Origin of the sequence: Amycolatopsis australiensis (assembly GCF_900119165.1) — a bacterium.
Lineage (GTDB): Bacteria > Actinomycetota > Actinomycetes > Mycobacteriales > Pseudonocardiaceae > Amycolatopsis > Amycolatopsis australiensis.
In genome coordinates this window covers 8,685,300-8,697,954 of sequence record NZ_FPJG01000006.1, presented here as the reverse complement: position 1 = coordinate 8,697,954, position 12,655 = coordinate 8,685,300, and the positions used below count along the sequence as shown (strand labels likewise).

Genomic DNA, 12,655 nt, shown 5'->3' with positions numbered 1-12,655 from the left:
AACAGGAGCGGCGGCCCTGCCAGGCCGGCTGCCCAGAACCTTCGGCTGGTGCGGACGCGCCGGTGCCCGGAAACCCGGCCCGCACCCGCCCGGTTCAGCGTGTCCGGGTGATCAGGTCGCGCACCTGCGTGGTGAAGGTCGCCGGCTTGATGTGCGGGCCGAAGTGTTCGGAGCCGACGACGTTCGCGCTGCTCGGCCAGGACTGCGCGACGGCGTCGTCGCCGGGGAGGGAGAACGCCGCGAGGGATGTGCCCGTGCGGGCCTCGTAGACGGTGAAGTCGTAGGTTGCCGGGTAGACGTCGAAGGTGAGGGGATGTCGACTTCGGAGAGCCGGCACCTGCCGGCCGGCGTCGTAGCGGTCGGCCGCGCGGCGGTCAGGCAGATGACCAGCTCGGTCTTGGCCGGATCCGCGCGCGGTTCGATTTCGCCGCTGCTGCCGCGGTTTTCGTTGGCGGGTGCTTCCCGTTCGGGCGGCAGGTTCGCGATTTCGAACGCGTTGGGCGGCGGGGTGAGCGAGCTGCTGGTCGCGTCAGCCCCGTATTCGACGACGGCGAGGTGCGCTCCCAGTCCGGTGTAGGCGGGAGCCTGCGGGTTGGGCATCGGGACGCCGGATGCGGCCGGGGCGGCGGCGGCCGATCGTGGCGTCGGGGTGCTGGGTGGTGCCGGGCTGCTCTGCGTGGCGTCGTCGCCGGAAGTGGCCGCGCAGCCTGCCAGGGGCAAGGCCAGGACGCCTGCGAGTACGCAGAGCCAGGTCCCAGCAGTAGCGCGTAGGTCGTCGTGTCGGTGGCTGCCGTGGTGGCCTGTTGGTCGCCGGAAGATCTCGTCGTCGACGCGGATCTGCTTACCGTAGGCTCGACCCCTCCACGTCACCTGATCGAGTGACGATTCCGGGGCGAGGCTAGTGCTCCACGGTGGGATTTTGGCGTCTGGGTTGTCCTCCGATCGCCCGTCGGTGCAATACCTCCTGCCCGTACTGTCTCGCCCTATGGAGCTCGTGCGGACAGCGGTTGTCATCGAAGCGAAATTGACGGCGCTGGCGCAGCTGGATGCGTGTACCGGACGTCTGCGTGCCGTGCGCCCGGCTGCGGCCGGTCCGGTGCTTCGGGCCTCGCGGCAGGGATTCGCCGCCGCCGCGAACGCGGCGGTGGTGCTGGCCGGCCCGTGCGGTGCCGCCGGCCCGCTCGCGAGTTACACGCGAGCTATACACGTTGCGGCGAGCCGGTATCTCGCTCCGCGAACCTCGCCGAGGACCTTGTACGTCGTGCCCAGCGGGTATCTGCCCGACGGCCGGCGCCGGGTGGAACCGAGGGCGGGCGCGTGCCGCGCGGACGCGATCCGCCTTGCCATCCGCGCACTCGCGGTCGAACTCGACGTAGTCCTTTCCAGCTCAGCTCGGCTTGTGCCTGATGCGGCCCATCGCGCCGCCTGTTTGCCTGCCGCGCAGCTCGCCCATGACCTCGCGCTTTTCTGGCACGCCGCGCGTCCGGAAACACAGCACCCCACGGGAGTACCTCCATGGCGTTAGCGATCGTCGGTCTGCCCGCGACTGTCCTCAGCGGACTGATGACGTCCGGCCGCGCCGGCAAGGGGCACGTTCGCAGCGACCGGCGCCGCCCGCGCGCCCGCGCCGCTCGGCACGGGACGCACCGATGAACAGCAGTGGTGAGGCAATCCAGTCCGAGTCGGCGGCCACCCCCAACTTCGACCTCGTGCTTGCCGAAGTCGGCGTTCGCCGGCTCGGCGCAACCGCCTGATTCAACGCCGAGCCTGATTCCACCTCGCCGTCTGGTCCCGGCGAGTGCGCACCTCGGGTGGCCGACGGTCCCGTCCGCAGGCAAGACGGGTTCAGAGCCGGCGCTCATGCCGATGGCGAGCGCGCGCAGGCACCGGTAGCCGACCTCATCGGTGCGGACGGCGCCGCAGCCCCGGCAGAGCAGTCCGTTGGCGGAGTCGCATGTGAGCTAACCCGTGTGGGTGACGGTTGGCTCTACTGGGCGGAATCGTCGTCATGGCTGCACGAGGGTGCAGTCGCCTCGGTATGACCGCTCGCGCGATGGCCACCGGCGAAGCCGTGCCCGTAACTCGCCAGTTCGACCTCACCGAGTACCGGCGGGTTCTGGGCAGCGAGCTGCAGCGGTCACGGCGAAGGCGAGGCCTCACCCGTCAGCAGCTGACCGCGGAACTGGACGGCACGGTCTCGACCTCCACCCTGGCGGCATACGAGTCCGGCGTTCGCCAGTGTGCGGTGCTGCGGCTCAGCGAGATCTGCGTGGCCCTGGGCGAATCGGCGCACGAACTGCTGGAGCGAGTCGGTGATCGCTTGGGCATGAGCGGCCAGTGGCCGGTCCCGCTGGACCTGAACCGGCTCGCCGAGGACGAGTCCGCGCCGCTGGAGTCGCTGCGCCGCTGGGCTCGCGTCCGGCTCCGGGACGCTTCGACGCCGGAGGTGCTGGTTCCCGAGTACGCGTTCGCCCCGCTGGCGACGCTGAGCGGCTCGAGCGTCGAAGACATCCGCCGTCTGCTCTTCGCTCTTTATCGCTGAATTTTCGACTCCCTTGCGTGATCAACTCGAACAACAGCCACGGAGGTTGCCATGTTGCCTGTCGTCCGCCGCCCGCTGAGTGTCCACTCCGAGGTCAAGGTGCGGCTGGTGCTGCTCGCCACCGTTGTCGGTGCCGCGGCGGCCGCGATCACCTGGCTGGGCGCCAGCTGAACAACGTAGCGGCAGTCGAAGGTTCCCGCCGCCACTTGCCGTTCCAGCTCGTCTACCTGTCCTCGCACGGCCAACAGCGCAACCAATCGGCGAGCGGCGTACGGCGGTGTCGACGAGCAGGGAAATGACCAGCGCCAGGAATCCGGGTCGGTGGTGACGAAGGGTTTCTTGGCGAAGAAGCAAAGCCGGTTCTGGATGATTTCGAGGTCGACCGGGCGCTCGGCGTACCGGGCCAGGAGAGCCGCCATCTCGCGGAGCCCGGTGACATGCTGGTACCGGCCGAACTCCATCGGACGCGGCACCTCGGACACGACCACATCGGACGCCACCCGTCCCCGCCCGAGCGCGAAAATCCCGGCAGCCTGCTCCGGATCCTCGACCTTCATCCGGTAACCCAGCCCATTGCGCGCCGCGAACTGCATGATGCGGTACCGGTCGAGCTGCTCACGCCTGCCGCTCTTGCGCAGAAGACGGACGATCAGGGCGACCAGGACAAGCCAGGTCGCGACCTAAGTGCTCACCGTTGAGTTCCGCGTGGGCTCGAGCCGCAGCCGGGGCGGCCAGCGGAGAAGTCCGGGTCTTGCGGCACGGTTTACATCAGCTCGGAGGGTGGGCGGATCGCGGGCGGCGCGATCGCTGCCTTCGACCTTGGTCCGGGCTCCGACGGCCCGACGGTCGCTCAGGCGGGTCCGAGCAGCCGGTAGCCCGCCGCCGAGAACTCCGCGGTCAGCGCGAACCGGTCGCCGCGGACCAGGGTGTGGCGCCACTCCACCGGTCGCCCGCGCGCGTGGCTGAGCCGGTTGATCGCGAATGCCGCGACGTCGTGCGCGCACGCCAGCTGGGCGCGTTCGGCGGCGGTGGGGATGACCGCGTGCACCTCTTCCCGGCCGTGATCCAGCTTGATCCCGGTGCGCCGGGCCAGTTCGGCGTAGAGGCCGGTGTGGGTGAAATCCGCCTGCAGCAACAGTTGCGCGAGGTCGGCCGGGAGCCAGACCCGGTCGAGGGCGAGGGGTTCGTCCCCGGCGAGGCGCAGCCGTTCGAGGTAGATCAGCGGGGTGGAGGCTTCCAGGTTCAGCCGTTCGGCGACGAGGGCGTCGGCGCGGACGTCGAAGGTCCGCACGACGCTGTGCTGCGACAGCCCGGCCGCCTCGACCGACGCGAACAGGCTGTAGAGCGCCCCCATCGGCTGGGCGATCTCCGCCGGCGGCGCCACGCGGGGCTGCCGGCCGCGCTCGGCGACGATCACGCCCTCCGCGCGCAGCTGCCGCAGCGCCTGCCGGACCGTGTGCCTGCTCACGCCGTACTCGTCGACCAGTGCGAGCTCGCCCGGGAACCGGTCGGCGAACTCGCCGGCGTCGAGCCTGGTCAGCAGCTCGCGCTGCAGCTGGCGCCAGAGCGGCTCGGTGCCCGAGCGGCTGAGCGTCCGCGGCGCCATGGCTTCCTCCCGACTGTCCCGCCGGACCCTACCGGTGGCCAAATGTCCGAACATCATCTAGCTTAATTGTACGTACATTTGGGCAGGGAGGCGTTGGTGACCACATTCCGAGACGCACCGGTGGCGGCGCCGGCGTCGCCCGCCCGCCGGTCTCGGGCGCTGCCGGGCGTGCTGGTGGCCGTCGTGGTCGCGGCGGTCGCGACCGCGCTCGGCGAACTGGTCCCGGTCGTCGGCGGCCCGGTTTTCGGCATCGTGCTCGGCGCGGTCACCGCCGCCGTCGTCCCGGCACTGCGGGGCGAGCGGTGGGCGCCGGGCTATGCGGTGGCGGCCAAGCCGGTACTGCAAGCTTCGATCGTGGTCCTCGGCACCGGGCTGTCCCTGTCGCAGGTGCTGCGGGTCGGCGGACAGTCGCTGCCGGTCATGCTCGGCACGCTCGCCGTCGCGCTCGGCGGCGCGTGGCTGCTGGGCCGGTGGCTCGGCGTCCGCGGCGACACGCAAACCCTCATCGGCGTCGGCACCGGGATCTGCGGCGCGTCCGCGATCGCGGCCACCACCGCGGTCATCAAGCCGCGGCAAGCGGAAGTCGCCTACGCCATCGGGACCATTTTCACCTTCAACATCGCGGCCGTGCTGCTCTTCCCGCCGCTCGGGCATCTGCTCGGCCTGGACGCGCACGCGTTCGGCCTGTGGGCGGGCACCGCGATCAACGACACCTCGTCGGTCGTCGCCGCGTCCTACGCCTACGGCGGCGACGCCGGTTCGTACGGCCTGGTCGTCAAGCTGACCCGCACGCTCACGCTGATCCCGATCGTCATGGTGCTGGCCGTGTTGAAGGCACGCCGCGAGGCCGGACGGCCGGGCTCCGGCGTCCACGCGCTGCCGTGGCGGAAGATCGTCCCGCTGTTCCTGCTCGGGTTCATCGCCGCGGCGACGCTGAACACCCTCGGCGTCGTCCCCGGCTCCTGGCACCCCGCGCTGTCGGTGCTGGGCACGTTCCTCATCACGACGGCGCTCGCCGGCATCGGGCTCGCGATGCGCCCGGCCGACCTGCGCCGCGCCGGGCCCCGGCCGCTGCTGCTGGGCGGCCTGCTCTGGGTCGCCGTCGCGGCGGCGAGCCTCGCCCTCCAAGCCCTGACCGGCACCCTCTGACCGGCGACGGTGTGATAGGTCACCCCCTTCTCCTGCGCGAGCCGTTCGATCGGATGCCCGAGCGCGGGCGCGTGTGCCGAGTCAGCGTGGCGACGCCTCGCAGTTGAGGTCAGCGGGGACGCCGCCGGGTGGTGGGGCGGCGCTCGGTCGTCGGCTTCCTTGTCGTGGTCGCCGTCGGTGGATGGGCTGTCGTCTGCGTGGTCGCCGGGGCCGTGGTCGTCGCCGGCGAGTCCGATGTGGATGGTGCCTGGGTCGTCGACGGCGCCGTCGTCGTCGGTGTGACCACCACGCCGGTGCCTGACCCGCCTCCCGCGCACGCCGAAAGCAGCAGGCCGGCGCCCGCCGCGAAACCGCACCACCACACCTTCACCGGCCGGACATTAGCAGCGGCGAACCTGCGATGAGGGCAAACCGGCCGGGATGCCGCGGCGGCATAACCTGGACGACGGCCGAGCTGACGGCGTCGTCCGGCGCGGAGCCCGCCGAACGCACGACGACCCGGTCTCGGCCGTGGTGGCGCAGGAAGGCCGCCGCCTGCGAGGCAATCGGTGGGGACGTGCCGGGGAGGGGTTGACCCGGCACGAGTACGGCAGCAGCTGCGCGAGGAACCCGAGCAGGCAGGTCACGTCCCGAGCTGCCGGACACGTTCGGCTGCGAGATCAACGTCGACGGCCGCGACGCGGCACGCAAGAACCGGGAGACGAATCCGCAGAACGCGTTGACGGTCGTCGCCGTCTGCGACCTCGCCGCCTGACCTCACGCCGGTGCCTGCCCGTCCGGTGTGCAGCTGCGCGAGATCGCCGCTCGATCGCGGCGAGCGTGACCTCGGTGGTCGGTGACCGGCCCGAGGTGTCCGGCGTCCGGCAGGGGAGTGCGTATCCCGCTGACCCGGCACCGCTGGGCTACCCGATGCCCGCCACCGCGCCCAGTGGCCGCGGTGCCGAGCGAGCCGCGCGTGGCCGACGCCGCAGACGACGTCGTCTGGAAGACGCGGGGTTGCCGGGTTCACCGCAGTGGGACGTCATCGGGTGGTGGCAAGGCGGAGCCATCGCGCAGCACGATGGGGCCGACCGTGGTGGGCTTGGCGATCGGGGGAGGGGGCACCGGGGCCGGCGTCGGAGCGGGCTTGGGCGGGACGGGCTGGGTGATCTTCGTGCCGTGCGCGGGCGGGGCCGGGTTGAGTTCCGGTGAGCCGGAGAGGTCCACGAGGTCGGCGAGGCCCTTGTCGCCGTCGATCCTGGGCACGCCGAGTTTGGGCAGGCCCAGCAGGTCGATGGCGGTCTTGGGGATGCTCGGGTGCCACGACCAGCGGTGGTCGATGCCCGGCCGGACACGTCCGCCGAACATCAGCAGCGGGACGCGGGGTCCGTAGGCGAGCTGGACGCCGTCGAGGCTGGTCTCGACGTTGGGTGTGACCACGTGGTCGTCGTAGCCGCCCCAGTCGTCCCAGGTCAGCATGAAGACGGTCGATTCCCAGGCGCCCGCCTTCACGACCGCGTCGACGATCTGCCAGATCGCGTCCATCCCGTTGCTCACGTTCGCGGGCGGGTGCTCGTCGTAGGGCGAGTCGTGCCAGACCATCGACAGTGCGGGCAAGGTCCGGGATTGCGCGTCGGTGATGATGTCGGCCGAGCGGACGATGTTCGGGGAGCCCTTGAGCTGCTGGTAGAACTCGACGGGGTAGCCACTGCTGCCGGTGTAGGCCTTCCAGCTGAGGCCGTGGTCGGCGGCGAGGCCGGGCAGCGACGGCATGTCCCACAGCGGCGGAGCCTGACCAGGGGGCGGGTTGCGCAGCGTCGGCGTCTGACCGCCGACGATGAGCAGGTGGTTCGGCGTGGAGTTGGTGCCGTAGCCGGCGCAATGGTTCTCGATGAACGCGCCGCGGGCGGCGAGCCAGGCGTAGAACGGAAGATCTTTGACGGTGTCGAACTGCACATGGGCGCCGGTGATCTTCTTGGTCAGCCAGCGGTAGTAGGCGTGCCGGTCGTGCGGCTGGTCCGATTTCGGCGGGTTCGGCGAGGTGGGCCACCGGTTCGCGACGTTGGCGCCGAAGGCTGCCATGGACCGGAAGTAGTTGTCGGTGGTGTGGTTCTCCTGGACCATGATGACGACGTGAGAGATCGGGCCGGTGACAGCCATGGTCAGTCCTTCCGGGTTGTTCGGTTCAGCGGCATCGTCACCCAGCCGCCGACCCTCCGCCATCCACACTCCCCGATCAGAGCAAGCACGTGCTGGACGACTGGACCACCGCCGAGTCCGTGCTCGGGGCGCGGACTTGACCGAGCGGCAGGAGATCGCCGTGGAGCCGGGTTTCCGCCCGTCGACTCGTTGGCGCCTGCGTAGGTGAACTGGACCGGGTACTCGTCGCCCTCCATGCCGCTTGCCGTGAGAGTGTCTGCGTTGTTGATGTGCAGGATCGCGTCGGCGACTGGACGGTCGGTTCGTCCAGAGGGAAGTAGCCCTGCTCCGGGCTGGTGTCGTCACGGGTATGCCCGCTGGCCAGGGTTCGTGCGCGAGCGAGACCCCAGTCCGGGGTTTGTGGTGCAACGGTTCTCGGGTGGCGGGTGGGAGGTTCCCCGGCTGTTGCGGGCGCTGCAAGCCGCACCGGACTTCGTGTTCCAGATCCGGATGGACTCGTGGTCACGCGGCCGGATCGCGCTGCTCGGGAACGCCGTGCGCCAGATCAGCCGGCCAACGAAGCCAAGCTGCAAGCCTTGCTGGCCTGAGCATGCAGTGGGCTGTGGCCCGCCTCCCGGTCGATGATGGGGCTCGTCCTGCAGGTAGACGCATCGAGAGCGGTGGGGTCGCAACTGTCAGCCAGTCCAGAGCGCGATCAGTGAAAAGCCTTCATCGCGGCAGAAGCGTGCGTTCAGGACGGCGAGGATGACCAAGACACGACGCTGAACGCCATGGACAGCAAGGTGGCCCTGGACGTCACGGCGATAGTGGCTGACCGGGCGACCTCAGCCGCGCCGAAATCGGGTTGCTGGATCGCGATCTGGGCGAGCAGGGTGTTCTGCTTGAGCCCCATCACCAGGGGCACGACCAGGTGGCTGATCGCTACGGCGGTCAGCAGTACCCGCGCCGCCTGGACGGGCGCCGGGGTCCGCGATGCCGTGACCTGAGCAGGTCGTTGCATGTCTAGGCCCCCTCTTCCTGAGTTGCTGCCCGGTCACGGCACTCGGCGAGCGACGCAAGAACGCCGGGCCTCGGCGCTGGAGTCCGCGTCGAGGCCCGGCATGCAGGGGTTACGGCGCGTTGGGGCCGACGTCGGCCGGGGTCAGCGGCCGGGCCGGGGTGGCGATGTTGTGCTGATCGGCGCCGGTGTCCTTGGCGGCCGGCCGGGTCTGCTGGTCGATGTCGAGCGTCACCTGCGGGAACGAGCCGGTCGCCGCGCCGATCGCCGGACTGTCGGCGGCGGGCCGCAGCAGGCCGTGTGCGTCCTTCACCAGCTTCGGGTCGACTGTCTTGTACGCGCCCGCGGGCAGGGTGCCGGCGGGGGAGCCGAACAGGATGTTGCCGGTGAAGTGCGAGGACGTGCCGCTCTCCTTGGCCGCCGGCTGGCCGTGGCCGAGCAGGATGTTGTCGGCGAGCGTGTCGTCCGACGGTGGGAACGGCTTGCCGCTGTTGTACCAGACGAGCGGGCCGCTGCCGGAGAGCGTGTTGAACGCGGCCAGGCAGTGGTCGGCGGCCTCGTGATCGGTGCCGCTGGTGGTGTCGTCGCGGACCTCGCCGCCGCCGACCTCCATCGCCGGGCCCGTGGTGTCCTCGACGACGTTGTTGACGATGACGTGGTTGTTGCCGAAGAAGCGGATGCCGGTGCTGCCGCCGATGAGGATGTTGCCCTCGACGCGCGTGTTCCACCCGTGCCGCAAAGAGATCGTTCCCCGGCTGTTGACGATCGTGTTGTACTGCACCACGTTGCTGGTCGACTTGATGGAAATCGCTTCCGAGTCGCCGTCGGCCTTGGCGAACAGGTTGTCCTCGATCAGCCCGTTCGCCACCGCGTGCTGGCGGCCGGAGAGACCGAAGCGGATCGACTCGCCGCCGTTTGCGCCATGGTACTGGTGGTTGTAGAAGTAGTTGTGGTGCACGTGGACTCGTTGGGCCATGTCGTGCGCGCCGGGTCCGACGACCTGGAGGTAGACCCCCTGCGTCGTCCGGTTCTGGAACGTGTTGTGGTCGACCTCGGTGTCGTCGGCCTTCACCGTCAGGTCGGCGCCGCCCGGATTCCCGCTGAAGGTGTTCCGCGTAATCCGGTTGGCGGCGGCGTTGCCCGGCACGGTCAGCCCGGCGTCGTTGTCGAACGCGAAGCCCTGCACGACGACGTGGGACGCACCGGTCAGGTCCAGCCCGCCGGCCCCGGTGAACCGGACCTGCCCGGGCTGGGCCGCGGCGATGGTGATCGGCGCCTGCGCGGTGCCCGAGTGCGGCACCCGGATCAGGCCGGTGGCGTAGGCGCCGGCGGCCACCTCGACCCGGTCGCCCGGCCGCGCCTGTGCCAGAGCCGCGGTGAGCTGGCCCGGTGACGACGCGGTCAGTGTCCGGGGCCCGGCGGCCGCGCCGGCCGGGGCGGCCATCGGACCGCAGACGGCGAGCAGTCCGGCGACGCCGGCCGCGGCCAATGCGCTGCGACTTCGGGTCGGGGAAAGGGTGGGGACCATGTCAGCTCCTCGGATGGTGAATTCAGTAGAGTACCGGCGAGAAAGCGCCTTCTGGCCGCGAATGTCCGATTAGGGAGAAGGCGGTGACGGCGGGGAATTCCGGACGGTCCGTCCCGGACGGGGGAGGATTCCGGTCCGGTTCCGTATTCGCCATACGCTCATCCGCACTCCCGGAATCGGGTGACAGTCAGTCCCGGTGACTTCCGCGGCGGTCCACTCAGGGAACCACCAAAGATCGGATGAGTCAAGCTGGACGACCTGCATGCGCAGCGCTTGACGGCACGTGTGCCACCGAGCGGTACATGCGAACACGCGTCTTGTTGCCGGTCGGTCAGGCGATGGAGACCTCGCGATTCGGCGCGCCAGAGATCCTATCTCTCTGTGATGGTGAGATCAGTTCCGAAAGGTGGGCGGACCGGGTGCGAATGCGGTCAGCGGATCCAGGGCCAGGCTTTCAGGCGTGCGCGACGCGCTTTCCGTGCATTTCTTCCGCCGGGCGATCCGGTCGGCCGTCCAGAAGGGAAGGACGCCCGCCCGTGTCGTCGATCGCGACCAGTGCCGCGTCATCGGCACCGCCGGGTGTGCCGCGCCACGTGACCGGCCGGACGGCCCTGGCCGCCGGCGACCAGCAAGTCACCGCGACCGGTGCGCGCGGGAACGACGCGGCACGGACTCGGCCGCCTATCAGGCCGGCATGGAGATCCTGCGCGGACGCATCCACCGCCTCGCCGCCGGCGGCCTACTGCGCGTCGACGAGGAGTTCGCGGCCTCGGTCATCCACGCGACCGCCCGCGGAGCCGTGCTCACCTGGCTTTCACTCTGTGACAATCGACGCGACGCCGCCCTTCTGACCATCCTGCGCGCACCGCCGTCACCCTCGGCGAACCCGCCGTACGCGAGGCGAGCCCCACCGGCGCTGCTCGGGTGCTGCGTGCCCTTCTTCCCCAAGAGAAGGACCGCTGACCTGAGCGTCCGGCGGGGGAGCCGGGCACACGACCATAGGCCCTCGACGCACGCGATTCGGCATGACAGCGCGTTCGTCGACGAGCGGGGTGATCTCTGGTGCGGGTGGTTTTGCTTCCGTGGCCTAGGCGGGAGGGGACGCAGGCGCCGAGGATGCGCAACGGACCGTTGTCGGTGTTCACCGCGATGCCGGGCAGGTAGGGCATCGCCGTGCCGATGGGTCCACGGTGCATTCGACCTTCGACAGCAGCATGACGCCGCGTCGCGGTAGGACTGGGCGATCAGCTGGGTGCCAGGTCCGGAGCCGGTCTCGGTGAGCACGAAGTCGTCCTCGGTGCGCTGAGCGAGCCAGTCGCGTTGGCGGCGAGCTCGTTCGAGGGCTCGCCGCCGGCGGCGCACGCTCTCGCCGAGCTGGAGTCGATGCGCTCCTTCACAGGGCGGTGGCGTCCGGGCTGGCTCCGGTCATGTGCTGTCGTGGTGGTTGTGCCGGGTCAGGGTTTGCGGAGGTTGCCGATGACGGCTTCGGCCATTTTCGCGACGCCGCCGCAGCGGTCGTTGGCCCAGTAGTTGCCCGGCAGGTCTTTGCCGACGATCTCGAAGGTGAGCATCTGCTGGTCGGTGACCTGTACCGCCACCGAGCAGTCATCGGTGCTGCCGCGCTGGTGGTAGACGATGGCGGGCAGGCCGTCGATGGATGTTTCGGTCCACGGCTCCAGTTCGTCGTGTTTCCTCGCCTCCGTCGCTGACAGCTCGGTGAGGGTGCGCGGGCCGTTGGCCGGTTTCGAAGCGGTCGCATTCGCACCGAAGGGCTCAACCCACGAACACCCGTAGGTAGGCGCGGTGGTTTGCCTGACCGGGCGCACGCCGTCGGGTGGATCGGCCACCACCGCGGCGACTTGCTCCGTGGTGAGCAGGCTGCACGGGTCGGTGTCGAATTTCGTCAGGTCGACGGGCTGATCGACGTGGTCCGGGGGCAGTGGAGCGCCGGTCTGCACCGGCGCGGGCGGCTGGGCGAGCACGCGCTCGGGCTCCGACGGGCCGCACCCGGCGAGCAGGCTCGCCGACACCAGTGCCGCACAGCCGAGGATTGCCGTCCTCATGCCGGCGCCGCCGTCGGGTCGACGCGCCATTGCTTCTCGTTGTCCATTCCGGAGTTGGCGGGCATCGGGGGGATGTCGGGGAAGTTGGTGTTGCCCTGGACGAGGGCGGTGGCCTGCCCGCGGAAGTGGCCCAGCGTGGTGATGGCCTGGGCGAACAATCCGTTGATGGAGTTGATGAGGGTCGCGAACGCGTCCACGACCGCGTCGATGACGTCCTTGGAGGCGAAGACGTCGACGATGGGGATGGCCGAGGTCACGATCGCGACGATCGTCTTGTAGCCGAGTTTGCCGAGTTCGACGGCGCAGGTGCCGATGAACTCGATCGCCTTGCCGTAGGTCTCGATCACGCAGTCGGCGATGCCGGAAGGGATGCCGGACTGCCCGGCGATCGCGTCCCGGTCGAGCTCGACCGAGACCAGACCGCCGAGCCCGTCGACGGTCGCCGTGCCCAGCCCGGTGCCGATGGGCACCCTGGTGGGCAGGCTTTCACCGGTCCGTGCCGCCTGCTCCACCGCGGCCACGCGCGTCGATCTCCTTCGACAGGTGATAGAGCTGCTCTTCGCTGTTCACCAGCGACCACCGTCCCGCTGCGGCTCCTCGTCGGTCAGGAAATCGAGCTCCTCGAAGCTCG

11 protein-coding genes are annotated in these 12,655 nt (G+C 70.1%); 3 read left to right on the top strand and 8 right to left on the bottom strand.

What is annotated here, in order from left to right; translation table 11 throughout:
- Nucleotides 1–94 precede the first annotated feature (94 nt).
- On the bottom strand, nucleotides 95–337 hold the full coding sequence (locus BT341_RS41420) for a hypothetical protein (RefSeq protein WP_072481404.1): 243 nt from the start codon (nucleotides 335–337) through the stop codon (nucleotides 95–97).
- Between the two features lie 1,701 nt (nucleotides 338–2,038).
- Here BT341_RS41420 and BT341_RS41415 point away from each other — a divergent pair.
- A complete protein-coding gene (locus tag BT341_RS41415; protein ID WP_177329020.1) occupies nucleotides 2,039–2,542 on the top strand; it encodes a helix-turn-helix domain-containing protein in 504 nt (167 codons plus the stop codon).
- Here BT341_RS41415 and BT341_RS41410 read toward each other — a convergent pair.
- The gene (locus BT341_RS41410; protein ID WP_072481402.1) at nucleotides 2,533–3,135 is read right to left on the bottom strand and encodes a hypothetical protein; all 603 of its coding nucleotides are present in this window, start codon (nucleotides 3,133–3,135) and stop codon (nucleotides 2,533–2,535) included. The genes BT341_RS41415 and BT341_RS41410 overlap by 10 nt on opposite strands.
- A gap of 257 nt (nucleotides 3,136–3,392) precedes the next feature.
- Entirely contained in the window at nucleotides 3,393–4,148 is a 756-nt protein-coding gene (locus BT341_RS41405) for a GntR family transcriptional regulator (protein ID WP_072481401.1), read from the bottom strand.
- 96 nt (nucleotides 4,149–4,244) lie between these two features.
- On the opposite strand from BT341_RS41405, the gene BT341_RS41400 reads away from it, so the two are divergent.
- Both BT341_RS41400 and BT341_RS45800 read left to right on the top strand, forming a co-directional pair.
- Nucleotides 4,245–5,297: a YeiH family protein gene (locus tag BT341_RS41400; RefSeq protein WP_245805269.1), complete on the top strand. Its 1,053-nt coding sequence runs from the start codon at nucleotides 4,245–4,247 to the stop codon at nucleotides 5,295–5,297.
- Between the two features lie 128 nt (nucleotides 5,298–5,425).
- The gene (locus tag BT341_RS45800; protein WP_072481399.1) at nucleotides 5,426–5,701 is read left to right on the top strand and encodes a hypothetical protein; all 276 of its coding nucleotides are present in this window, start codon (nucleotides 5,426–5,428) and stop codon (nucleotides 5,699–5,701) included.
- Between the two features lie 601 nt (nucleotides 5,702–6,302).
- Here BT341_RS45800 and BT341_RS41390 read toward each other — a convergent pair.
- The 5 genes from BT341_RS41390 to BT341_RS41365 form a co-directional block, all read right to left on the bottom strand.
- Entirely contained in the window at nucleotides 6,303–7,436 is a 1,134-nt protein-coding gene (locus tag BT341_RS41390) for an alkaline phosphatase family protein (RefSeq protein ID WP_072482462.1), read from the bottom strand.
- Nucleotides 7,437–8,166: 730 nt separating this feature from the next.
- Nucleotides 8,167–8,436: a hypothetical protein gene (locus BT341_RS41385; protein ID WP_072481398.1), complete on the bottom strand. Its 270-nt coding sequence runs from the start codon at nucleotides 8,434–8,436 to the stop codon at nucleotides 8,167–8,169.
- A 109-nt stretch (nucleotides 8,437–8,545) separates the two neighbouring features.
- Complete coding sequence (locus BT341_RS41380; RefSeq protein WP_072481397.1) at nucleotides 8,546–9,961, bottom strand: polysaccharide lyase 6 family protein; 1,416 nt, start codon at nucleotides 9,959–9,961, stop codon at nucleotides 8,546–8,548.
- 1,454 nt (nucleotides 9,962–11,415) lie between these two features.
- The gene (locus BT341_RS41370; protein ID WP_072481396.1) at nucleotides 11,416–12,054 is read right to left on the bottom strand and encodes a DUF3558 domain-containing protein; all 639 of its coding nucleotides are present in this window, start codon (nucleotides 12,052–12,054) and stop codon (nucleotides 11,416–11,418) included.
- Nucleotides 12,021–12,545, bottom strand: coding sequence for a hypothetical protein (locus BT341_RS41365; protein ID WP_072481395.1), 525 nt, complete (start codon nucleotides 12,543–12,545; stop codon nucleotides 12,021–12,023). The genes BT341_RS41370 and BT341_RS41365 overlap by 34 nt, the downstream gene beginning before the upstream one ends.
- Nucleotides 12,546–12,655: the final 110 nt, after the last annotated feature.

What these genes read in the sequence shown, in the direction of transcription:
- BT341_RS41415 (WP_177329020.1), top strand. Translation starts at nt 2,039, where the DNA reads ATGACCGCTCGCGCGATGGCCACCGGCGAAGCCGTGCCCGTAACTCGC.
- BT341_RS41410 (WP_072481402.1), bottom strand. Translation starts at nt 3,135, where the DNA reads ATGCAGTTCGCGGCGCGCAATGGGCTGGGTTACCGGATGAAGGTCGAG.
- BT341_RS41405 (WP_072481401.1), bottom strand. Translation starts at nt 4,148, where the DNA reads ATGGCGCCGCGGACGCTCAGCCGCTCGGGCACCGAGCCGCTCTGGCGC.
- BT341_RS41390 (WP_072482462.1), bottom strand. Translation starts at nt 7,436, where the DNA reads ATGGCTGTCACCGGCCCGATCTCTCACGTCGTCATCATGGTCCAGGAG.
- BT341_RS41385 (WP_072481398.1), bottom strand. Translation starts at nt 8,436, where the DNA reads ATGCAACGACCTGCTCAGGTCACGGCATCGCGGACCCCGGCGCCCGTC.
- BT341_RS41380 (WP_072481397.1), bottom strand. Translation starts at nt 9,961, where the DNA reads ATGGTCCCCACCCTTTCCCCGACCCGAAGTCGCAGCGCATTGGCCGCG.
- BT341_RS41370 (WP_072481396.1), bottom strand. Translation starts at nt 12,054, where the DNA reads ATGGCGCGTCGACCCGACGGCGGCGCCGGCATGAGGACGGCAATCCTC.